The sequence below is a fragment of the Streptacidiphilus sp. MAP5-3 genome, from assembly GCF_041262505.1.
In the GTDB taxonomy this organism is placed as follows: domain Bacteria; phylum Actinomycetota; class Actinomycetes; order Streptomycetales; family Streptomycetaceae; genus Streptacidiphilus.
This window is the reverse complement of the sequence record NZ_JBGCCL010000053.1, coordinates 1-20,170: the sequence shown is the minus strand read 5'-3', so window position 1 is coordinate 20,170 and position 20,170 is coordinate 1. Positions and strand designations below refer to the sequence as shown.

The window sequence follows — 20,170 nt, the reverse complement described above, 5'->3', positions numbered from 1 at the left end:
CGGAGTTCGGCGAGGCCGGACGTCAGGAAGCCTGGACCGGACCGAGGAACCGTGGGTGGTGGAGCTGCGGCCGGACAGCCTGATCGCGACAGTCGAGAACGGCACCGCCCAACCGCCCAACCGCGCGGCGCGCGCCGCCGCGCATGTCCGCGCGCCGCCCGGACCGACGCAGCGCCAAGCCCAGGGGGAAGCAATGGCCTTCGAGCTGACCAGCTACCGGAACCTCGGCGACGCGTTCGCCGCGCGTGTCGCCCAACATCCCGACAAGACCGCGCTCACCATCTACCGCAACTCCGCCGAGGCCGCGCACGATAGCCTCAGCTACGCCGAACTCGCCCGCCGGGCCGGCCTGCGCGCCGCCGACCTGGCGCAGCACCTGGCCCCCGGTGAGCGCGTTCTCATCGCGCTGCCCACCGGCACCGAGTTCGTCGAGCTCTACCTCGCCTGCTTGCTGGCCGGTGTCATCGCCGTGCCCGCCCCGCCGGCGACCGGCTCCACCGCCGCCGCCCAGCGCGTCGCCGCGATCGCCGTGGACTGCACGCCCGGACTGGTCTTCGTCACCGCCGGGGACCTCGGCACCCTCACCGAGCGCTTCCAAGCGCAGGGCCTGGGCCACGTCCCCGTCCGGGCCGCCGCCCCCGTGCCGGCCGGTGAGGCACTCCCCGCGGCGCTCCGCGGTCGCCACATCGACCAGGACGCCCTCGCCGTCCTCCAGTACAGCTCCGGCTCCACCGGCACCCCGAAGGGCGTGATGCTCGCCCACCGGAACGTCCAGGCGAACCTCGAGGCCCTGCACTCCGTCATCGGCCTGGGCGGGGACGACTCGTTCGGCAGCTGGATGCCGCTGCACCACGACTTCGGTCTCTTCGTTCAGCTCAGCTGCGCACTCTTCCACGGCGCGACAACGGTCCTGATGCCGCCGGTGACGTTCGCCCGCAAGCCCGTCGAATGGTTTCGGATGATGAACGAATTCCGGACCACCGCCAGCTCCGCTCCCAACTTCGCGTACGGCATCGCGCAGCGCCTCATCACGGACGAACAACTCGACGGGCTCGACGTGTCACCGCTGCGCTGGCTGTGCAACGGCTCCGAGCCGATCCACGCCCCGACCATCGCCGCGTTCACCAAGCGGTTCGCACACATCGGGCTGCGCCCCGAAGCCATCGCCGCCGGCTACGGCATGGCCGAGGTCACCGTCTACACCTGCACCACCCCCATCCCGCGCCAGCCGACCGTCCTGGTCGTCGACCCCCAGCGCCTCGCCGACGCCGACCACCCCGCGCTGGTTCCCGCCCATGACGGCCGCGGCAAGGAGATCACCGGCGTCGGACGCCCCAAGGCCTTCGACGCCCTCATCGTCGACCCCGCCACCCTGCGCCCCCTGCCCGCCGGCGAGGTCGGCGAGGTCTGGCTGCGCGGTGACAGTGTCGGCCGGGGCTACTGGGACAAGCCCGACCTCACCGCCCGCATCTTCCACGCCCGTCCCGCCGGCGCCGACGACACCGGACCCGGCTGGCTGCGCACCGGCGACCTGGGCGCCCTGGCGGACGGCGAACTGTTCATCACCGGCCGGCTCAAGGAGGTGATGATCGTCCACGGGCGCAACCTCTACCCGCACGACATCGAACACGAGGCGCGGGCCGCCCACCCCGCGCTGGAGGGGTTCCTCGGCGCCGCCTTCGGTGTCCAGGCCCCCGACGAGCGGATCGTGCTGGTGCACGAGGTCAGCCCGACCCTGCCGGCCGAGGAACTGCGCACCGTGGCGGCGGCCATCATCCGCCGCCTCACCGCCGCTACCGGTGCGCCGGTCCGCAACGTCCTGCTGGTGCGGCGCGGCAGCGTGCACCGCACCACCAGCGGCAAGATCCAGCGCGCCGCGATGCGCGACCGCTTCCTGGCCGGCGAGATCACTGCCCTGCACACCGAACTCGATCCTGCGGTACGGCGGTTGACCGCAGAACCCGAAACCCTGTGACGCCCACCCGCACCGGCACCGCACGCGGGATCGTGAACCGGTTGGCGTGGATGCAGGCCGAGTACGGGCTCACGGGCGCGGATCGGGTGGCTATGGCTGACCGACTCCCGGGGACTGATGCTGACCTTTTGCTGACCCCGGATGGTCGGCCAGGCCCACGGCCTGGGTGGAACCGCTGCTCCTGTGGTATGTCCCACCCGCGTTTCCGCAGGTGGGACACCCTAAGGCAGCGTCTACTGGACCACGTTGACGAAGCTCATCATGCCGTTGTCCTCGTGAGCGGCGATGTGGCAGTGGGACATCACCAAGGCGGCCGGCCCCGTGAAGGGCATCTGGTATCACGCCTACGTCATCATCGACATCTTCAGCCGCTACATCGTCGACCACACCGTCGAGGCTGTCGAATCCGCCGAGCGGCGGAGGAGCGGCAGGAGTGGCGCTGATGGTCGCCTAGGACCGGCGACACGACCTCGGCCGTCGGTCCCGGCGAGGTGCGCCGGTGGATACCTGACACGAACCGACCGTCTCTTGGCCAACAGCCTTTCAGGAGGTATCCCGTGGCTGTGCAGGACATGGCATTCGCCGAGATCTACACGCGGGACAACTTATCTACCGTCGACTACTTCGTTTCGGCCATGGGGTTCACCCGCGTCGCGGATGCCGTTGAGAGTGACCGCAGTTCAGTGCTGCTCCGGCAGGGCGGGGTGCAACTGGTCGTCACCTCGGGCCGCGGGGTCTGGAAGTTCCTGGACGAGCACGGGGATGGTGTTGCCGACATCGCCCTGACCTGCGACGACCCGGCCGCCACCGCCGACGCGGCTGTGGCGGCTGGCGCCAAGTTGGTCGGCCCGGTACGCGAGCATCCGGTGGTGTCGGCCTTCGGGGACGTTACGTACACCCTGCTGCCGCTGACGGCTAGTCCGGTGACAACTGCTCCCGCTGGGCGCCGGTGGACCGCGACGCCGGCGTCCCCGGCAACTGGCCGGATCTCCTCGCTGGACCATGTCGCTGTCTGCCTGGAGGGCGGCAGCCTGCAGGAATTCGCCGACTTCTACCGGGACGCCTTCGGGTTCTCCCGCTACTCCTCCGAGTACGTGGCGGTCGGCGCCCAGGCGATGGACTCGATCGTGGTCCGCAGCGCCTCGGATCGCGTGATCTTCACCTTGGTCGCGCCGGACCCGGCGGCCAAGGATGCCGGGCAACTCGGCGCCTACCTGGAGCGCAACTGCGGCGCCGGGGTGCAGCACTTGGCGTTCCTGGTCGCGAACATCACCGCGGCGGTCCGGGAGATCGGCGACCGCGGCGTAGAGTTCCTGACCACGCTCGGTAGTTACTACGACGCCCTCGCCGAGCGCATCCCCGAGATGACAGAGCGGATCGCGCAGCTACGGCAGACCCAGGTGCTGGCCGACCGAGACGAGTGGGGCCACCTGCTGCAGCTGTTCAGCCGCTCGCCCTACGAGCGCAACACGCTCTTCTCCGAGCTCATCCAGCGCGAGGGTTCGCGCGGCTTCGGCAGCGCCAACATCCGGGCGCTGTACGAGGCGGTCGAGCGCGACCGGCTGGCTTCCCAGTGACGGGCCCGGACGTCGACCCGGCGGGCCTGCTCACCCTGGCCGACTACGCCGCCGCGGCCGAGGCACGACTCGACCGCGCCGTCTGGGACTTCATCGAGGGCGGCGCGGGCCAGGAGCGCACCCTTGCCGCCAACCTGGACGCCTTTGACCGCGTCAGGCTGGCCCCGCGGGTGCTGGCAGGCGCTGGCCGCCCGGACCTTGAGACCAAGATCCTCGGGCGCACCTGGGCGGCCCCGGTCGGGATCGCGCCGATGGCCTACCACACGATGCTCGCCCCGGCGGGCGAGGTGAGCACGGCGCTAGCCGCCGGCCGCGCGGGCCTCCCGCTGGTGGTGAGCACCTTCGCAGGGCGCGCCTTCGAGGAGATCGCCGCGGCCGCGTCGGCCCCGCTGTGGCTACAGGTCTACTGCTTCCAGGACCGCTCGGTTACGCGGCGGCTGATCGAACGCGCCGAGGGGGCTGGCTTCGAAGCCTTGGTCCTCACCGTAGATGCCCCGCACCTGGGCCGCCGGCTGCGCGACCTGCGCAACGACTTCCGACTGCCGACCGGGATCACCCCGGCCAATCTGGATGGAGACGGCTTCTCGTCGCCGAGCGGCCATGCGGCCACCGAGTTCGATGCGACCCTCGACTGGTCCGTGATCGACTGGCTGCGCTCGATCAGCTCCCTGCCAGTGCTGGTCAAGGGCGTGCTCACGGCCGCCGATGCGCGGCGGGCGCTGGTGGCCGGGGTGGACGGCATCGTGGTCTCCAACCACGGCGGCCGGCAGCTGGACGGTGCCCCGGCCACCCTCGAGGTGCTGCCCGAGATCGCCATGGCGGTCGCCGGGGCCTGCCCGGTGCTGGTGGACGGTGGGGTCCGGTGCGGAAGGGACGTGCTGGCCTCGCTCGCTTCGGGGGCCGACGCGGTCCTGCTGGGCCGCCCGGTGCTGCACGGCCTCGCGGTCGACGGTGAGACGGGCGCGGCCAGGGTGCTGGGCATCGTCACCGAGGAGCTGACCGAGGCGATGGCCCTCACCGGCACCCGCTCGGTCGCCGTCGCCGGACCGGAGCTGCTACGGGGTGGCACCGCTGCCGAGCGGCCGACCGAGGCTCCCAGCGTGGCCCGGCCTCCCGTTCAGGCTGCCGCTGAGCGGCCCGGGCCGAGCGGCCCGGGCCTGTGGAAGGACGACCTGCACGCTAGTCTGTCCGACCCGGTGCTCGACACCATGAACTTCCTCAACGAAGTCACCTACCGCTATCCCGAGGCGGTCTCCTTCGCACCGGGACGGCCCTACGACGGCTTCTTCGAGACCGAGCAGATCTTCGAATGCCTGCGCCGGTACCTCGACCACCTGAAGCAGGGCGGGGCGACGCCGGAGCAGGTCCGCGCCGCGCTCTTCCAGTACGGACCGACCAGCGGCCAGATCCGCGAGCTGATCGCCGACTGGCTGCGCCAGGACGAGGGCATCGAGGTCTCCCCGGAGGCCATCGTGGTCACCGTCGGCGCCCAGGAGGCGATGCTCCTCGCGGTGCGCGCGCTGATCTCCGGCCCCGAGGACGTGCTGCTGGTCTCCAGCCCCTGCTACGTCGGAATCACCGGCGTGGCCAGCCTGCTGGACGTCGCGCTGACCGCGGTCGAGGAGCGGCCGGACGGCTTCAGCTGCGCCGACCTGGAGACGGCGATCCTGGCCGAGCGGGCCCGCGGCCGCCGCCCCCGCGCGGTGTACGTGATCCCGGACCACTCCAACCCGTCGGGCACCACCATGTCCGAGCCGACCCGCCGGGAGCTGCTCGACGTGGCGGCCCGGCAGGACATCCTGATCCTGGAGGACAGTCCGTACCGACTGGTCAGCCCGGGCACCCAGCTGCGGACCCTGAAGGCGCTCGACTGCGACCGACGGGTCGTCCACCTGGGCTCTCTCTCCAAGACACTCTTCCCCGGCGCCCGGGTGGGCTTCGCGATTGCGGACCAGCCGGTGCTGGACGGCTCCGGCGCCACCGGGCTGCTGGCGGACGAGCTCACCAAGATCAAGAGCATGGTCACGGTGAACACCTCCCCGGTGAGCCAGGCTGTGGTGGCCGGCATGCTGCTGGCCGCCGACGGACGGGCCTCGGTGCTCAACACGCGCACCGCCGCCTACTATGGCGACGCGATGCGGGTCACCCTCGAGCAACTGGCGACGCACTTTCCCGAGGTGGAGCGGGCGGCGCTCGGCGTGCGCTGGAATGAGCCCAGCGGCGGCTTCTTCCTGGCCGTCAACGTGCCGTTCCGGGCGGACAACGCCGCGCTGGAACGCTCGGCCGAGGAGTTCGGCGTCATCTGGACGCCGATGTCCTATTTCAATCCCCAGGGCGGCGGCGAGCGCAGCCTGCGCCTGTCCGTCAGCTACCTGACCCACGCCCAGATCGCCGACGGCATCGGCCGACTGGCGCGCTTCATCAGGGCCCAGGCAGACGCCTGACCAGCCCACATCTTCCGAAAGGACAATGCAGTGACGAACCCGTTCGACGACCCGGACGCCAACTACCGGGTGCTCGTCAACGACGAGGGCCAGCACTCCCTCTGGCCGGTCTTCGTCGAAGTGCCCGCCGGCTGGACCTCGGTGTTCGGCGAGGCACTCCGGCAGGACTGCCTGGACTACATCGAGCAGAACTGGACCGACATGCGCCCGAATAGCCTGATCGAGGCGATGGCGAACAGCTGAACCCCTGCGGCACCAGCGAGCGAAACTGCGGTGGCCCCTTCCACAGCCATCTGGAAGGGGGCTCCACCCTTGGGGGCCGACAGCGTGAAGAACGACTGTTACCGCCGATCTAATCTGTGCTGGACTGAAAATCGGGGTTCGGGAGGGCCGGCGGCAGCGTCCGTTGCGCGGAGCGGAACGGACGGAAACGGTTGCTCTCTCAGGTGGTGGGGGCGAGGGTGACGTCGTGGCCGAGGGCCTGGAGTTGGCGGACGAGGTCGCGGGTCTTGCGGGCTTTGTCGAGGTGGCGGCGGTGCCACTCGGGACCGAGGTCCTGGTAGGCGTGGCAGGGTCGTCGATCAGGTGCCACGCGATGACGAGGATCGAGCGCGCGACCGCGACGACGGCCTTCGCATGCCCCCGGCGTTTGACGATGCGTCGGTAGCGGGCTCCCAGGAAGGTGTCGGTGCGCGACGCGGCGGTGGCGGCCTCACCGAGTGCGCCCTTGAGCCGGGGGTTGCCCTTCCCTGCCGGTCCGCCGCGGTTCTTGGGTCCGGACTGGATGGTTCTGGGGCAGAGTTTGGCCCAGGACACCAGGTGGTCTGCGGTCGGGAAGCGGCTCATGTCGGTGCCGATCTCGGCCAGGATGATCTGGGCGGTCGCCGGTCCGACGCCGGGGATGGCGTCCAGGCGCTCTGCCAGGGTCGTCCCGCTGGACAAGGGCGGGCTGCCCGGGCCCTCGTCCTGCCGCGGTTCGGGCAGCTGCTCCAGAGCTTGGGCGATGAGCTGGTCGAGCCGGGCGATCTGGGCCGTGAGGTGGTCGATGCTGTCCAGCAGGATCTGGAGCAGCCGGCCGTGGTGGTCTTCGAACTGTCCGGTGAGGGCCTCGACAAGGAGCGGCTTCTTCGGGACCAGGCGCCCCTGGGCCAGGTCGGCCAGGCCCCGGGGCTGCGCTCGCCGGCCGCGAGGGCGTCCAGTATCGCCCGCCCGGTAACCCCGAACAGGTCGGAGACGGCGCCGGAGAGCTTGATCTGCGCGTCCTGCAGCACCTTGTCGACCCGGTGCTTGTGCCGGGTGCGTTCCTGGGTGAAGACGGTCCGGGTCCGGGTGAGGTCGCGCAGTTGCCGCACCGGCTGCGGTGGCACGAACGAGGGCCGGAGCATGCCGCGTTCGGCGAGCTTGGCCAGCCAGACCGCGTCGAGCTTGTCGGTCTTCGGTCGGCCCGGGACGTTCTTCACGTCGCGGGCGTTGACCAGCCAGCACTGCAGCCCGCGGGCCTCCAGCAGGTAGAAGAAGGGCCGCCAGTACGTGCCGGTCGCCTCCATGACCACGCGCTGGACGCCGTGGCAGACCAGCTGGTCGCCCAGTTCCCAGATCGCATTCGTGGTCGCGGCTGCCGTCCACACCTGCTGCACCCGACGCCCCTCGACCGTCTCGTGCGGCACCCGCACGCAGACCATCCCCGACGCCTTCGCGATGTCGATGGCCGCGACCCGGTCCACCGTCCCACCCTCGGGCTCCTCCGTCTGTTCCTCCACCGCCAACCCTCCCCTCCACCCAGCATTCGCGCGCGGACGGGCCACCCGGGGAGCGAGAGGGGAACGGAGAAGCTGGACAGCGTGCGCGAGGCAACAGTGTGCGACCCCCTCGGGCCACTCCCTCACCAGACTGTGATGCGAGCTCGACAGGCCAAGCGCCGACGGCGTTGACGGGCGACCCACCACCGATTTTCACGTCTGCGAGACGTCAACAAAAGGTGTAAGGAGGACTGTGATGGATATCGGCCTCGTGCTCCAGACCGACCCGCCTGCGAAGTTGCTGGTGGAGCGGATGATCCGCGCCGAACGAGCCGGGTTCACGCACGGCTGGACGTTCGACTCCTGCGTGCTGTGGCAGGAGCCGTTCGTGATCTACAGCCAGATCCTCGCGAACACCGAGCGGTTGACGCTCGGCCCGATGGTCACCAACCCCGTCACCCGCACCTGGGAGGTCACCGCCTCCCTGTTCGCCACGCTGAACGACATGTTCGGCAACCGCACCGTCTGCGGCATCGGCCGCGGCGACTCCGCCCAGCGGGTCGCCGGGCGCAAGCCGGCGACGCTGGAGCGGCTCTCGCACGCCATGCACGTCATCAAGGAACTGGCGGAGGGCCGCGAGGCTGAGGTCGACGGCACGGTCATGCACATCCCGTGCATCAGCGGCGACCCGAAGCTGCCGATCTGGATGGGCGCGTACGGCCCCAAGGCGTTGGAGCTGACCGGCCGCCAGGCCGGCGGCTTCATCCTCCAGCTGGCCGACCCGTTCCTGACGGAGTGGATGATCAAGCACGTCCGCCAGTCCGCGACCGACGCAGGTCGCGACCCCGACTCGGTCACCATCTGCGTAGCCGCCCCGGCCTACGTGACGGACGGCTCGGCGGAGCAGCTCGCCCACGCCCGCGAACAGTGCCGCTGGTTCGGCGGCATGGTCGGCAACCACGTCGCCGACCTGGTCTCCCGCTACGGCGAGCACAGCGGACTGGTGCCCGACGCGCTCACCGACTACATCAAGGAGCGCCAAGGCTACGACTACTCCCACCACGGCCGCGCGGGCAACCCGGACACCGCCTTCGTGCCGGACGAGATCGTGGACCGCTTCTGCCTCATCGGCACGCCGCAGCAGCACCTGGAGAAGCTGGAGCACCTGCGATCCCTCGGCGTCGACCAGTTCGCAATCTACGCCATGCACGACGCCGTCGAACCGACCATCGACGCCTACGGCGAACACATCGTCCCCACCCTGAAAGGCTGATCCCTGACAGAGCAGGGGTCGTGCCCAGTGCCCCCGTCTTCAGCAACTCCCGCACCCTGCACATACGTCGTCCACCACCTCGGGACGCGGCCGGACGACGGATCACCCCCGCATCGACGGGACGGACTCGCTCAGCGTGACGTTCTCACCGGTCGTCTTCGGTGTACCCCCGCGTATGCCTCGGCGACGCGGGGATGGGCCAATGCGCGGTTCCCCGTGACCACAGGCCGTGACCTGTCCGACGTCGCCTGGTACCTTGCCGAATCCGATCGCTAGGACCGCTCGCCCGCTCCTCGGTCCCGCAGTTGCCCGCTGTTCGGCAAAAGAATGATGCTCGTCACGATCCGTCCGTGGGCCGCCAACCAGCGCCCGAGAAGGCTGTTCACCTGCCGCCCGGCCACCACGGGTCCCGGAACGACTAGCCGTGCGCGGAATGTGTTGGCAGTTGGATCAATCTCGACAACCGCGTCCTCGAACTTCAATGGGCGTCTCGTCAGCGGGTACCAGGCTTTGAACACGGCCTCCTTGGCGCAGAAGAGCAGCCGGTCCCAGCAGAGCTCTTTGGAACTGAGCTCGAGCTCATAGATCCGGTCGCGCTCCTGCGCCAATGCGATGGCTTCCAGTACACCGTCCGGCAGGGGCCTGTCCGGTTCGGCGTCGATGCCGATGGTGCTGATGTCGGTGGACCGCGCGAGGGCTGCGGCGCGGTAGCCCTCGCAGTGGGTCATGCTGCCGACGACTCCGGTCGGCCACTGTGGAGCGCCCGAGCTGTCCGGGACGATCGGGACCGGAGGGAGCCCGAGGGTCTCCAGCGCTTGGCGAGCGCAGAGCCTCGCGGTGGCGAACTCGCGTCGGCGCCTGTCTACGGCCCTTGCCACGGCTGCCCGTTCCTGCGGGTAGAGGAAGGCGTCAGGCGGATCGGTGAACGCCTCGGCTGTCGCAACCGCTACAGGAACGATTTCCTCGATCACGGATGCACCGCCGGAAGGATCTGGCGCAACGGCACGGGAGGCTGCGGGCGCTGGCGCCACTCGCGGGGGTATCCGACCGACACTTCCACGAACCGGACTCCGTCGTGCCAGGTGAGCCGAGGAATGTGCAAGTGCCCATACACCACCGCTGAAACTCGGAAGCGGCGGTGCCAGTCCGCGGTCAGTTCGGTGCCGCACCTCTGCGCGAACTCGGGGTAACGAAGGACTCGCGTCGGATGCCTCAGCAGGGGGAAGTGGTTGACGAGGATCACGGGATAGGCAGAGTCGCAGGCCGCCAATCGCCCTTCGGTCTCCCGAACCCGGGCGTAACACCATGCCTCGCGGCTGGGATGGGGGTCAGGATGCAAGAAGTACTCATCGCTGCAAACCACTCCGGCCTCGTAGGCCAGGCGGAGCGACTCCTCCTTGGTGGTCGCTGCGGCCGGGCGGAAGGAGTAGTCGTACAGCAGGAACAAGGGGGCCACGGTGACGGGGCCGCCTGCGCCCCTCCCGGTTGGGTAGGGGTCTTCCGGGGTCACATCCCCGACACTCCTGCAGAAGTCCACAAGGTGCCGGCACCGGTGTTCGCCCCGCAGTGTCAGTGGATCCTCTGGATGCGTCCACAATTCGTGGTTCCCGGGAGCCGACAAGACGGTGGAGAACCGCTTGCTCAGCAGCGTCAGCGTCCGCTCGAAGTCGGTACTTAGCTCTGCGACATCCCCGGCCAGTTCGAACCGCAGTCGCACCTCCACTTCCCCCTGCAACCGCTCCAGTTGACCGTTGGGCGTGCCAGCGGTGAGGGGTGTGCACTGTGCGAGGAAGGCCGCCATGGCATTTCGGCTCTCGGAGACCTGCTCCTGTTGGCGGGCGAGGCTTGCCTCTTGACGAGCAATCAGTGCCTCCAGGCCCAGCTCCGGGCTCACCGGGTGCCACACGGAGGGGGCGTCCTCCTGTCGCCGAACCAGCGACATCGAAGCGAGACGTTCCAGCGCCTGGAGAATCGTTTCTTCTGGCTGCCGGAGATGCGCCGCCAGTTGCGCCGCTCCCGAGACGGGAAGCTCCAGCATCGTCCAGTACACAGACTCGGACACGGCATCCAGCCCAAGGACTTCTATCACTGCACCCCCCGGCACCATCGAGCTTTGATCACGAGTCTCACGCGGGCCCGCCTCAGCCGCAAATGGTCTTGGACATATCTTCACACATTGCGTGTGAGGTTGACTGAAAGTGCTTCATGTGACTGACAGTCAACGCCCTGCCCTGGCCTACCTGGCCGAGCACTCGATCCGCTGGTGCCCGTGGCCTGTGCCGGTGTGCGTTTCGGACATCTGGCCCCGATCTCACCGAGACGATCCGCGGACGGCTTGGGGGCGCGGCTCTCACAGAGGTGGCGCTGACAATGCGGTCGCGGGACGACAAGCTGTGCCCATGGACACCGCCACTGCCGTCACAGCTCTCATGACCGCTGAAGGTCGCTTCGCGCCCTACCCTTACTACTCCTGGCTCCTGGACCAGGACCAGCCGCACTCTGCACGATCCCGCGCTGGAGCCGAACCGCGGGAAGACCTGGTCAGTGCTCTGGTCCAGGCCCGCGACTCCGACGAGGAGCGGCTCAGCGACCGCGAACTCCTCGTCAACCTCGCCTACCTGCTCGTGGCCGGCTTCGAAACCACCACCAACCTCCTCGGGAACGGCCTCACTCCTTCTGGACCGGCCGGACGTGCTGACCGAGCTGCGCACGGACCCTGCCCTCACGCCCGCCTTCGTCGAGGAGATCCTGCGATATGACTCCCCGGTCCAACTCGCCAGCCGTTGGGCCCCAGCCGGCGCCGAAGTGGAGGGCGTAACGCTACCGCCGGGCGCTCAGGTTCTCATTCTCGCCGGCGCGGCAAACCGAGACCCGCGACGGTTCGACAACCCGGATGTCTTCGATCCGCACCGCCCGTCCAACCAGCCGGTCAGTTTCGGCGGGGGCGCACACTACTGCCTCGGCGCCGCCTTGGCTCGCTTGGAGGGTCGGATAGCCTTCTCCCGCCTGCTGGAGAAATTCTCTGTCATCACCAGGGCCGGAGAACCCGTCCGCCGAGACCGATTGACTCTGCGCCGCTGGGAGACATTGCCCGTCTCGCTTCAGCGGTGACCGGCCCACGAGCGGCATCCAGTGGTTGCACACATTGCCGAATCTGCCGTCACTGCAGGTGGTCAGATGAGTGCGCTCCGAATATGACACTTGATCTCAGGACACTTCATGCCAGCCGCCTGTCCTAGGCGTTCCACTGAAGGCCCTGGCAGAGTTCCGTCGCGGGGACGGCTTCAACAGGCCCTCTGGGATCCGGCGTGGTAGTGCGCGACACCCAGATCGGCATGCGCGATATCGATGTTGCCACTGTCCAGCAGATGTTCGGTCGGGCCGGACGGCTGGGAGCAGGGGAGAGCGTCGGCTGGGCATTCATGATCGTCGATGAGAGCGAGCGGTCGCACTGGCAACGCAAACTGGTCGGCGGCTATACGGTTGCCTCACAGATCAGTTCCAGCCTTCCCGACCAGGTGCTGGCTGAGGTCGTCCAAGGGCGTGTCGGTTCGCTCGCAGAAGCCGAGCGCTGGTGGAGGAGCACCCTTGCGCATCATCAGGGCAATATCAGCGCTGGGCAGTTGCGGCAGGCGGTCAGCTTCCTCGTAGGCGCGGGGTATCTTGCCAGGTCCGAGGAGGTCGACAGCGGCCTGGCCACCCTCAAGGCGGCGGAACTGGGACTGCTGACCGCTCGTGTCATGGTGTCTGCGCACATCGGTTATCAATTGCGCTCGGCACTGGCTGACCGCCCAGTGCCCACCGATGCGGACGAGGCCGAGGAGACACTCATTGAGCTGCTGTCCACCGTTGTCCCCAAACTGGCATCTTGCAGGTGCGAGGGACTTTGTCACGGCTCGATAGCAGTGGTCCCTGCACGGCGGAACCGTACGGGCATGTGCCGTACGAAGACGGCGACCTTGCACGTGCGCGCTTGCTCATCGTGGCGAGGAGCCCGGATGTCTTCGCGCGGCCCCATCGCGTGATCAAGGGAATCCCCTACGCCACCCTCCTTCCCGTCCTTGAGAGTGCTCCTCGCCACCTTCATTGGCTAGGTGCTCAAGGTTCCTGCGGACGGTTCCCCCTGGTGTGCCATCGTGGCCGCGGACCTGTGCCGACGGGTTCGCTGGCGTCGATGTGCGCCGACGCGCGGCAGCGGGCGGCTGCTGTGGATGTGTGAGCAGATGGCGACTTCAGTGTACGCAGAGGAGCGGGTCCCGGCCATGTGGGTGGCCGCCCGGAAGCGCAATCTGTCAAGCCCCGACTGGCTCAGCAGGACTCCGCCTCGCGGCTGTCAGCTCGACCACCTCTCCTATGCCCGACTGCTGCGCGAGCGTGTGGCCCGCGATGAGTTGACGAACAACGCCGGGGGGATCGCGGTCGGCGGCTCCAGATCACGGGTCCTGTCGACGTGGAGCGGCGACACCTACCGAGCGGAGGGCAGCAGGCCGGCGGAGGAACTCCGCGACCATCTCGAGAACTCCGCCGGGGGGCTCGGGGCCGGACAACGGGGGGTTGCCCTGTTTTCCTGGCGCGGTGACTACCGTGCAACCGGACGGCTTGACGACTACTCGTGTGCCGCCCCGCCCTCGACTTGACGGGCCCTGGGACTCTACGGCGGGTGACTGTTCAGGGGATCTTGATGGTCCCTGCACTTCTCTGGCAAGGTGGTTTCTGTCTGTCATAGGGTTGTTTGGGCAATGGGCTTGGTTCTGTTGGGGGTTGGCATGGTAATGGGTCGTGTTGTTCGATTTGATGCCACGCGAGGTTATGGGTTCATTGCTCCGGAATTGGGCGGGGAAGATGTCTTCCTCCATGCGAATGATCTACTGATCCCTGAGTCCTCTGTGCGCTCAGGGACAGCGGTCGAATTTGAGGTTGGGAACGGCGATCGCGGGCTAAAGGCATCTTCGGTGCGACTTGCCCCAGGAGCCGACGCCATGGCGGCAACGCCGTTCGCGGCTGCATCGTCTGCCTCATTCGCGGGAGCTGTGTCGGCAACGCGTTCGTCGGAGCCGAGGGGAGCGGACGGCGAGGAGTCGATGTGCGATGTGCTGAGCGTGCAGGATTTCGCCAAGGAGGTGACCGAGCTCCTTCTGCAGGCGGCTCCGGAACTGACAGGAAAGCAGATCCTACTGATTCGGAAGGAACTGGTGAAGTTCGGGGAGAACCACGGCTGGGCCGAGGAGTGGGCTCCTGAGAATATGGTGGCAGGCCCTGAGAAGGGTTAATGGGAATATCTGCGGGTCAATCGGCTGCCTTCGCAAAGCCGCGAGCGGCCCGGCTGCACCTCCAACGCCGCCCGGATCTATGAGGGGCACCCACCAGGTCCCGCGCATCGTCATGGCGCGCAACCTGCCGTAAGTCCAGGGCAGGGCGTCCGTCGATCGCCCGGATAGCTTGCTCGTGCGGTCGGGCAATCGGGCTAACCCAGGGTCAGAAGAAGTTGATCTTGATGGCGCATAGCGATGCCCGAATCGTGATTGACCCTCCATGCACACTCCACCTGCAGGGCTTGATCAAGTTCCGTGTTCGTCCGGGTTGTTGGTGATGCCCAGGATCGAGAGTGATCGTTGGGGTTCGCGGCTGATGGCTCGGGTGGTCTTGGCGATGTTGTCGGCTCCGAGGGTCTTCAGTGCGCCGATGGCGAGGTTGCGGCGGGTGGCCATCGCGCGGGGTGCGGTGCCGGTGTGGACGGTGGAGGCGTCCTCGGCAAAGGTGACGTCCCGGATGTGGTGGGAGGAGTTCTCCACTCCCCAGTGCCCGCGGATCGCGAAGGCGAGGTCCGCCGGGGTGGCCTGGTGGGCGTCGAGGCTGGTGACGGCGTAGACGGTCTCGCGGCTCTGCCGCTTTCCGCTCTCCTGGCGACGGCGGTGGAGGCGCAGGGCGAGCTTGGCGTGGGGGAAGGCGATGCCGCCGAGTCCGTCGGCGATGGCGCAGGTCTTGATCGAGCGGGATTCGCGTCGGCCGTGCCCGGTCTCGGAGGCGGTGTGCTGGACGTCGATGTCGTGCCAGGGCAGGGCCAGGGCTTCGGCGTAGTCCAGAAGCTCCCGTTCTGTGATCACGTGGCCCCCTGTCGAGGCGGTAGCCCCACCCGCGATGACGAGTGCCGTTACGTCTTCCTCCGGGTGGCCACTGCAGCCGCCCTGGCCATCGGTTGCGATGACGAAATCAGGGCAAGGCCCCTAGGCGGAGGGCAGCAGTAGGGGTGGTCGACCTTGTCGGTCGCGGGCGAGCTTCGGTTGGATGGCTTCATGGAGCGGATCGAGATAGAGCTGCTGGCCCCCACCGTGGTTCGTTTGCCCGGCCGACGCTTCCCAGGGGTTGTGGTCCAGGGTGACTCGCTGTCGATCATTCGCAGCGAGGTAGCAGAAGTGACGACTCTTTGTGCTCAGGGCGAGGTGGGTGAGGCGCTGGAAAGTGCGCAGTACCTCCTGGCCAAGCTGGACGAGATCCTGGGGTACTACGAGGATGTCCTGGACAGCCACGGCATCCGCCGCCCCTACTGAGGCACGGCCCAACGAGCCCAGGCACGGACCCCTAGCCTGCGCGTTTCATCTGGGGTCGCGTCCGGATCATGATCGAAAAAGCGAAAGTGCCTTCTGAACTGCAACGATGAGGCTTGTCTAAGGTCCCAGTCGTTCCAGCAGGAAGGCACTTTCTGCGTGCACACTACCCGGTCGCGCCCCAAGCTCGTCGTCAGCGCCGACGGGAACGGGGTGGTCAACCACGCCGGCTCGCGTCTGCTCGCGGATCTGGCCGACGCCACCACGCTGACCAGTGCCTTCAGCAACGCCCTGCACCGGCTGCGACCCCGCGGCACCGGGCACGACCCCGGCCGCGTCGCGGTGGACCTCGCGGTGATGCTCGCCGACGGCGGCCAGGCGATCGCCGACCTGGCCGTGCTCCGCGACCAGCGCGACGTATTCGGCCCCGTCGCCTCCACCCCGACCGCCTGGCGCATGCTGGCCGGCATCGACAAGGCGGCCCTGAACACGCTGCGGGCAGCCAGGGCCCAAGCCCGCGAAGTCGCCTGGCTGCAAGCCGACGAGACCGGACACCCCATCCCCGCCTCACAGGTCGGAGGACGTGAACTCCCGCGCCTTGTCCTGGACATCGACGCAACCATGGTCACCTGCCACTCCGAGAAGGAACAGGCCGCCCCCACCCACCTACAAACGCGGCTTCGGCTACCACCCGCTGCTCTGCTTCCTCGACAACACCGGCGAAGCCCTCGCCGGTCTCCTGCGACCGGGCAACGCCGGAGCGAACACCGCGGCCGACCACATCACCGTCCTCGACCAGGCCCTCGCGCAGATCCCCGACGCCCACCGCCACGGCACCACGATCCTCGTCCGTGCCGACAGCGCGGGCAGCGCGAAAGCCTTCCTCGCCCACCTGCGTGGGCTGCGGCAGCACGGGATCCGCACCACCTTCTCCGTCGGACACGCCGTCACCGAACCGGTCCGCAAGGCCATCCGGGTCCTGCCTGACCGGGTCTGGCACCCCGCGCTGGAACAGGACGGGGCCCTTCGCGCCGGGGCCGATGTCGCCGAGCTGACCGGCCTGGTCGACCTCACCGGATACCCGGACGGCACCCGCATCATCGTCCGGTGCGAGCGCCCACACCCCGGCGCCCAGCTGTCCCTGTTCGACCAGGACGAAGGCATGCGCCACCAGGCTTTCCTCACCGACACGCCCGTCGCCGGCGGCGGCTCGCTCCAGCACCTGGAGGTCCGCCACCGGGCCCATGCCCGGGTCGAGGACCACATCCGCTGCGGCAAGACCTCCGGCTTCGGCCGCTTCCCCTCCCGCCGCTTCGCCATCAACCAGGCCTGGCTGGAGCTGTCGCTGACCGCGATCGACCTGCTCGCCTGGACCAGGGCCCTGCTGCTTGACGGCGAGTTGGCCACCGCCGAGCCCAAGAGGCTCCGCTACCGGCTCCTGCACGCCGCCGCCCGGATCACCCGAGGAGCCCGCCGCCTCCGCCTGCGGATCGCCGCCACCTGGCCCTGGCGCCACGAACTGACCACGGCGTTCCACCGTCTTGCCGCGCTGCCCCGACCGGCCACGTGACCGACGACGCCACCCCGACCACCCACGACCCGAGGACCCAGGAGCACCCGGCCACAGCGCCGGGCCCTCGGCATGCCCAACGCCCGACCGCAGCCCCAGGACCTCCAGTATGCGGATCACACCAGATCAGCCGAGGCGAACCGAAACAGTGAGGCTAGGTAGCGTTTCGGCTGGCTCGTGCCGCAGCCACCCTCGCCTCACTCCTCATGTGGGCCTGACTCTTTGACTGCCCGAGCCGCGTCAGGCGGCGATCGGACGCAGCACCGCGTAGTACGCGAACGGCGGACCGTACAGCCGGGCGACCCGCAGCCCGGCTCCCTCCGCCAGGCTGATCAGCGAGGACGGCCGGATCTGATGCCGGTCGAAGAACTCGCCGACCACTAGCCGCCCGAACGGCTTCAGCACCCGGCGCAGCTCGGCCAGCGTACGCGCCGGATCCGGGATCTCGCCCAGCGCCGTCACCAGGTAAGCCGCATCGAACGAGCCATCCGCAAAAGGAAGTTCATGTGCGTCGGTGCAGTTCGGCACGATGTTGTCGACGGCCTGCTCCTTGGCCCGGCGGCCCACGTGGTCGAGCATCTCCTGCTGGATGTCCACGATGTCCAGCTGGCCGTTCTGGCCCAGCTGTGGTGCGACATGCAGCGACTGCAGGCCGGTTCCGGGGCCGATCTCCAGGATCCTCTCGCCCTCCCGGGCCTGCAGCACGTGGTCCAGACGCTTCAGAGTCAGGAACGGCAGCGGCAGGTCGAGCAGCCAGCGCTGAGAGTACGGGTACGGCGCGGAGTCGGTGAACCACCAGGTGGCGACGGCGGCGGCAGCGCCCGCGCCGATCAATGCCCGCGAATGCTTCATAATTCCTCCCCAAATGTCGGATTGGGCCATCAAAGGATCTCTGATGGTCAATCAGTTGTGTTTGTGTTCAATCTGCTTGCGCCGAGCTCTCCGCTCAGCGGCCCGGCCGAGGGAAGGCCCGGGTCGCGAGAACCGCGCAGGCCACCGCCAGCGGCAACTCGGCGAAGACCGCCATCAGCACCGCCAGCTTGAAGTCCGAACCCGGGGCAGCCGTCATGGTGTCGAACCAGGCGTCGACCAGCAGCAGGGCCGAGGTCGCGGCGGAGGTCAGGCAGGCTCGGCCGTCGCCGCGCCTGAGGAGCAGTCCGGTGGAGAGCAGGCCGAGCGCTTCAAGGCTGTCCAGACCCGTCCACGTCCAGGCCCAGTGCGAGGCTTGAGCGGTGGCCGGCAGCCCGGCGTGCAGGAAGACCAGCCAGGGAATCATCGCCAGTCCGAGCAGGGTGAGGACTGTGGCCGCCCGGCGAAGCAGCCGGGGGAACGTCGAAGCGGCCGCGGACTTCGGAAGGATCCGCGGGACACCGGAGCCCGAACCGGCGTCCACGGGGACCAGACGCGGCGAATGAACGCCGGTCAGCTGAGTGCTCGCCATGACACCTGACTCCCTCCCGTGCCCGCCCCTCGGGCACAACATCAGCATGTCGTTCGCGCACGCCCGAGGCAGTAGCCCTCCTACCCGACTCGATGGTGGTGCTAGGTACACCTTCCGCAGCCGGAGGGCCTGACCCTTTGACGACACTGCCGGGGCTGTTCGGCGGCCGGGCGGTGTCAGTGGTGGCCGGTAGCGTGCCGCCATAATCCGTAACCCGTTCGAGCAGCGCCCGCTCGACGCCGCCGTCGCCGACGCCGCAGCCGCCACCCTGGAGTTCGACGGGGCCCGGTCCTGGCTGCGTGCCGCGCTGGCCGGGGTCGTGCCGCCGTTGGGCGCCGAGGTGTGGGTTCTGGATTCCGCGCTGGAGCAGATCGTGCTGGTCGAACATCCGGTGCGCGGGCTGGTCCCGCCGGGAGGCGAGGTCGAGCCGGGAGAGTGTCCGCGCGACGGCGCGGCTCGGGAGCTGGCCGAGGAGGCCGGGTTGCGGCCGCAGTTGATGGAGCGGCCCGCCGCGGTGACCGTGCGGTCGTTCCTTCCGCGTCTGCCGGTCACGCTGTCGCTGTCCTATGCGGCGATCGCCGACCCGGGACTGCCGCTCGTCGCGGAGGCCGGACAGCCGGCGGTCTGGGTGCGGCTGGATCAGGGTTGGGACAGTTGCTTCCCCGACGACGTGCTGCGCATCCGGCAGTACGTGGAGTTTCTGAAATCGGGTTCCGCTGCCCGGTGAGTATCGGGATTCGGTGGGCAGTGGGAGTCCAGGCCCGCCTCAGCGGATGCGGCAAACCCCCCCCAGGTGGCGCAGGATCGAAGGGTGAACGCGATCATCGTCCTGCTCGAGCTGGAGCCGGCGACGGAGGTGCTGGACGTCGGCGCCGGGGTGCGCGTCGTGCACGCCGCCCGGACCGACCCCGGCGCGCCCGGCGGCTCGCCCTCCCGCACGCTCTGCGGCCTCGGCGTCGACGACCTGGAACCCGAGCCCGCCCTACACGCCGGCCGGCCCGGACGCGCCCTGGTACCCGCCGGAGCACCACAGCCGCCACTGCCTCGACTGCGATGCGGCGCTCCACCCGGGCTGACCTGGCTGGAGAGGCCCTACGGCTTGCGCGCCACCAGGACGTACCCGTCCTGCGTCAGCGCGCTGACGGGCGCGCCCGGCTCGGGGCGCCATTCTCCCGGCGGCACGATGCCCGGCTCCACCAGCTCCAAGCCCTCCGCGAAGCGGGCCACCTCGGCCCGGCTGCGGGGCCGGATGCCGACGCCGCCGCCCCGGTACGCTGAGCCCGCGCGGCCGACCTGGTCCGGGCTCGCGTCGGCGGTGGGGTGGCTGAGGACCAGCCAACCGCTTGACGGCAGCGCATCCACCAGCGTGCGCACGACCGTGTACGGGTCGTCCTCGTCGCCGAGGAAGTGCACCACGGCGCTCAGGAACAGTGCGACCGGGCGGTCCAGGTCCAGCGCGGCGTCCGGGCCGGCCAGGCACGGGTGGGTCAGGATCGCCTTCGGCGCGCGCAGGTCCGCGGACCGGACGGCTGGGTGGTCGTTTTGGCGGCGGCGCGGTGCCGGTCGGCGAGATAGGCGCCCACCGCCCGGTCCAGCGCGTCGCCGT

Annotated in this window: 19 protein-coding genes and 3 pseudogenes; 11 read left to right on the top strand and 11 right to left on the bottom strand. The window is 69.0% G+C overall.

Annotation, left to right across the window (positions count from 1 at the left end; all coding sequences use genetic code 11):
• Positions 1-1,975 (top strand): fatty acyl-AMP ligase (locus ABH928_RS35965; protein WP_370072947.1); only part of this gene is annotated, 1,975 nt, incomplete at its 5' end.
• Positions 1,976-2,208: 233 nt separating this feature from the next.
• On the opposite strand, the gene ABH928_RS35960 is transcribed toward ABH928_RS35965, so the two are convergent.
• Positions 2,209-2,307 (bottom strand): multicopper oxidase domain-containing protein, encoded by a 99-nt coding sequence (locus ABH928_RS35960; RefSeq protein WP_370072945.1) that lies wholly within the window; start codon positions 2,305-2,307, stop codon positions 2,209-2,211.
• Between the two features lie 225 nt (positions 2,308-2,532).
• Here ABH928_RS35960 and hppD point away from each other — a divergent pair, with 225 nt between their 5' ends.
• Genes hppD through ABH928_RS35945 form a run of 3 tightly spaced genes read left to right on the top strand, consistent with a single transcriptional unit; the run spans position 2,533 to position 6,239 of the window.
• Entirely contained in the window at positions 2,533-3,552 is a 1,020-nt protein-coding gene (gene hppD, locus ABH928_RS35955; RefSeq protein ID WP_370072944.1) for a 4-hydroxyphenylpyruvate dioxygenase, read from the top strand.
• Positions 3,549-5,996, top strand: a complete 2,448-nt coding sequence (locus ABH928_RS35950) for an aminotransferase class I/II-fold pyridoxal phosphate-dependent enzyme (RefSeq protein WP_370072943.1) — start codon at positions 3,549-3,551, stop codon at positions 5,994-5,996. Before hppD ends, ABH928_RS35950 begins: the two co-directional genes overlap by 4 nt.
• A 30-nt stretch (positions 5,997-6,026) precedes the next feature.
• Positions 6,027-6,239: an MbtH family protein gene (locus ABH928_RS35945; RefSeq protein WP_370072942.1), complete on the top strand. Its 213-nt coding sequence runs from the start codon at positions 6,027-6,029 to the stop codon at positions 6,237-6,239.
• 199 nt (positions 6,240-6,438) lie between these two features.
• On the opposite strand, the gene ABH928_RS35940 is transcribed toward ABH928_RS35945, so the two are convergent.
• From ABH928_RS35940 to ABH928_RS35930, 3 genes and pseudogenes are all read right to left on the bottom strand, one after another.
• Complete coding sequence (locus tag ABH928_RS35940; RefSeq protein ID WP_370072941.1) at positions 6,439-6,588, bottom strand: hypothetical protein; 150 nt, start codon at positions 6,586-6,588, stop codon at positions 6,439-6,441.
• A gap of 131 nt (positions 6,589-6,719) precedes the next feature.
• Positions 6,720-6,938, bottom strand: a pseudogene (locus ABH928_RS35935) (transposase); the annotation flags it as partial.
• Positions 6,839-7,756 (bottom strand): transposase, encoded by a 918-nt coding sequence (locus ABH928_RS35930; RefSeq protein WP_370072940.1) that lies wholly within the window; start codon positions 7,754-7,756, stop codon positions 6,839-6,841. The pseudogene ABH928_RS35935 and the gene ABH928_RS35930, both read right to left, overlap by 100 nt.
• 235 nt (positions 7,757-7,991) lie before the next feature.
• On the opposite strand from ABH928_RS35930, the gene ABH928_RS35925 reads away from it, so the two are divergent.
• Entirely contained in the window at positions 7,992-9,008 is a 1,017-nt protein-coding gene (locus tag ABH928_RS35925; protein WP_370072939.1) for a TIGR03842 family LLM class F420-dependent oxidoreductase, read from the top strand.
• A 272-nt stretch (positions 9,009-9,280) separates the two neighbouring features.
• Here the strand turns inward: ABH928_RS35925 and ABH928_RS35920 are convergent, their stop codons facing one another.
• The 3 genes and pseudogenes from ABH928_RS35920 to ABH928_RS35910 form a co-directional block, all read right to left on the bottom strand.
• Positions 9,281-9,979: a 4'-phosphopantetheinyl transferase gene (locus ABH928_RS35920; RefSeq protein ID WP_370072938.1), complete on the bottom strand. Its 699-nt coding sequence runs from the start codon at positions 9,977-9,979 to the stop codon at positions 9,281-9,283.
• Positions 9,976-10,809: a metallophosphoesterase gene (locus ABH928_RS35915; protein WP_370072950.1), complete on the bottom strand. Its 834-nt coding sequence runs from the start codon at positions 10,807-10,809 to the stop codon at positions 9,976-9,978. The genes ABH928_RS35920 and ABH928_RS35915 overlap by 4 nt, the downstream gene beginning before the upstream one ends.
• Positions 10,810-10,902: 93 nt before the next feature.
• Positions 10,903-11,115, bottom strand: a pseudogene (locus ABH928_RS35910) (helix-turn-helix domain-containing protein); the annotation flags it as partial.
• A 584-nt stretch (positions 11,116-11,699) separates the two neighbouring features.
• Here ABH928_RS35910 and ABH928_RS35905 point away from each other — a divergent pair.
• The 3 genes from ABH928_RS35905 to ABH928_RS35895 all read left to right on the top strand — a co-directional run bounded on the left by ABH928_RS35905 (position 11,700) and on the right by ABH928_RS35895 (position 14,278).
• Positions 11,700-12,119: a cytochrome P450 gene (locus ABH928_RS35905; RefSeq protein WP_370072937.1), complete on the top strand. Its 420-nt coding sequence runs from the start codon at positions 11,700-11,702 to the stop codon at positions 12,117-12,119.
• A gap of 203 nt (positions 12,120-12,322) precedes the next feature.
• Positions 12,323-13,033, top strand: a complete 711-nt coding sequence (locus ABH928_RS35900) for a hypothetical protein (RefSeq protein WP_370072951.1) — start codon at positions 12,323-12,325, stop codon at positions 13,031-13,033.
• A 741-nt stretch (positions 13,034-13,774) separates the two neighbouring features.
• The gene (locus ABH928_RS35895) at positions 13,775-14,278 is read left to right on the top strand and encodes a cold-shock protein (protein WP_370072949.1); all 504 of its coding nucleotides are present in this window, start codon (positions 13,775-13,777) and stop codon (positions 14,276-14,278) included.
• A gap of 288 nt (positions 14,279-14,566) precedes the next feature.
• Here ABH928_RS35895 and ABH928_RS35890 read toward each other — a convergent pair whose 3' ends face one another.
• On the bottom strand, positions 14,567-15,112 hold the full coding sequence (locus tag ABH928_RS35890) for an ISAs1 family transposase (protein WP_370072936.1): 546 nt from the start codon (positions 15,110-15,112) through the stop codon (positions 14,567-14,569).
• A gap of 189 nt (positions 15,113-15,301) precedes the next feature.
• Here ABH928_RS35890 and ABH928_RS35885 point away from each other — a divergent pair, with 189 nt between their 5' ends.
• Both ABH928_RS35885 and ABH928_RS35880 read left to right on the top strand, forming a co-directional pair.
• Complete coding sequence (locus ABH928_RS35885) at positions 15,302-15,556, top strand: hypothetical protein (RefSeq protein ID WP_370072935.1); 255 nt, start codon at positions 15,302-15,304, stop codon at positions 15,554-15,556.
• Between the two features lie 156 nt (positions 15,557-15,712).
• A pseudogene (locus ABH928_RS35880) lies at positions 15,713-17,123 on the top strand (IS1380 family transposase).
• Between the two features lie 240 nt (positions 17,124-17,363).
• Here ABH928_RS35880 and ABH928_RS35875 read toward each other — a convergent pair.
• Positions 17,364-17,975 carry a class I SAM-dependent methyltransferase gene (locus tag ABH928_RS35875; RefSeq protein ID WP_370072934.1) on the bottom strand — a complete coding sequence of 204 codons (612 nt, stop codon included), beginning with the start codon at positions 17,973-17,975 and terminating at the stop codon, positions 17,364-17,366.
• Between the two features lie 94 nt (positions 17,976-18,069).
• On the bottom strand, positions 18,070-18,564 hold the full coding sequence (locus ABH928_RS35870) for a hypothetical protein (RefSeq protein ID WP_370072933.1): 495 nt from the start codon (positions 18,562-18,564) through the stop codon (positions 18,070-18,072).
• 319 nt (positions 18,565-18,883) lie between these two features.
• On the opposite strand from ABH928_RS35870, the gene ABH928_RS35865 reads away from it, so the two are divergent.
• Positions 18,884-19,291, top strand: a complete 408-nt coding sequence (locus ABH928_RS35865; protein WP_370072932.1) for an NUDIX hydrolase — start codon at positions 18,884-18,886, stop codon at positions 19,289-19,291.
• Between the two features lie 365 nt (positions 19,292-19,656).
• Here the strand turns inward: ABH928_RS35865 and ABH928_RS35860 are convergent, their stop codons facing one another.
• Entirely contained in the window at positions 19,657-20,040 is a 384-nt protein-coding gene (locus ABH928_RS35860) for an SAM-dependent methyltransferase (protein ID WP_370072948.1), read from the bottom strand.
• Positions 20,041-20,170 lie beyond the last annotated feature (130 nt).

Coding starts and splice junctions, on each gene's coding strand:
- ABH928_RS35895 (WP_370072949.1), top strand. CDS start 13,775: ATGGTAATGGGTCGTGTTGTTCGATTTGATGCCACGCGAGGTTATGGG.
- ABH928_RS35915 (WP_370072950.1), bottom strand. CDS start 10,809: ATGGCGGCCTTCCTCGCACAGTGCACACCCCTCACCGCTGGCACGCCC.
- ABH928_RS35960 (WP_370072945.1), bottom strand. CDS start 2,307: ATGCCCTTCACGGGGCCGGCCGCCTTGGTGATGTCCCACTGCCACATC.
- ABH928_RS35870 (WP_370072933.1), bottom strand. CDS start 18,564: ATGGCGAGCACTCAGCTGACCGGCGTTCATTCGCCGCGTCTGGTCCCC.
- ABH928_RS35885 (WP_370072935.1), top strand. CDS start 15,302: ATGGAGCGGATCGAGATAGAGCTGCTGGCCCCCACCGTGGTTCGTTTG.
- ABH928_RS35925 (WP_370072939.1), top strand. CDS start 7,992: ATGGATATCGGCCTCGTGCTCCAGACCGACCCGCCTGCGAAGTTGCTG.
- ABH928_RS35875 (WP_370072934.1), bottom strand. CDS start 17,975: ATGAAGCATTCGCGGGCATTGATCGGCGCGGGCGCTGCCGCCGCCGTC.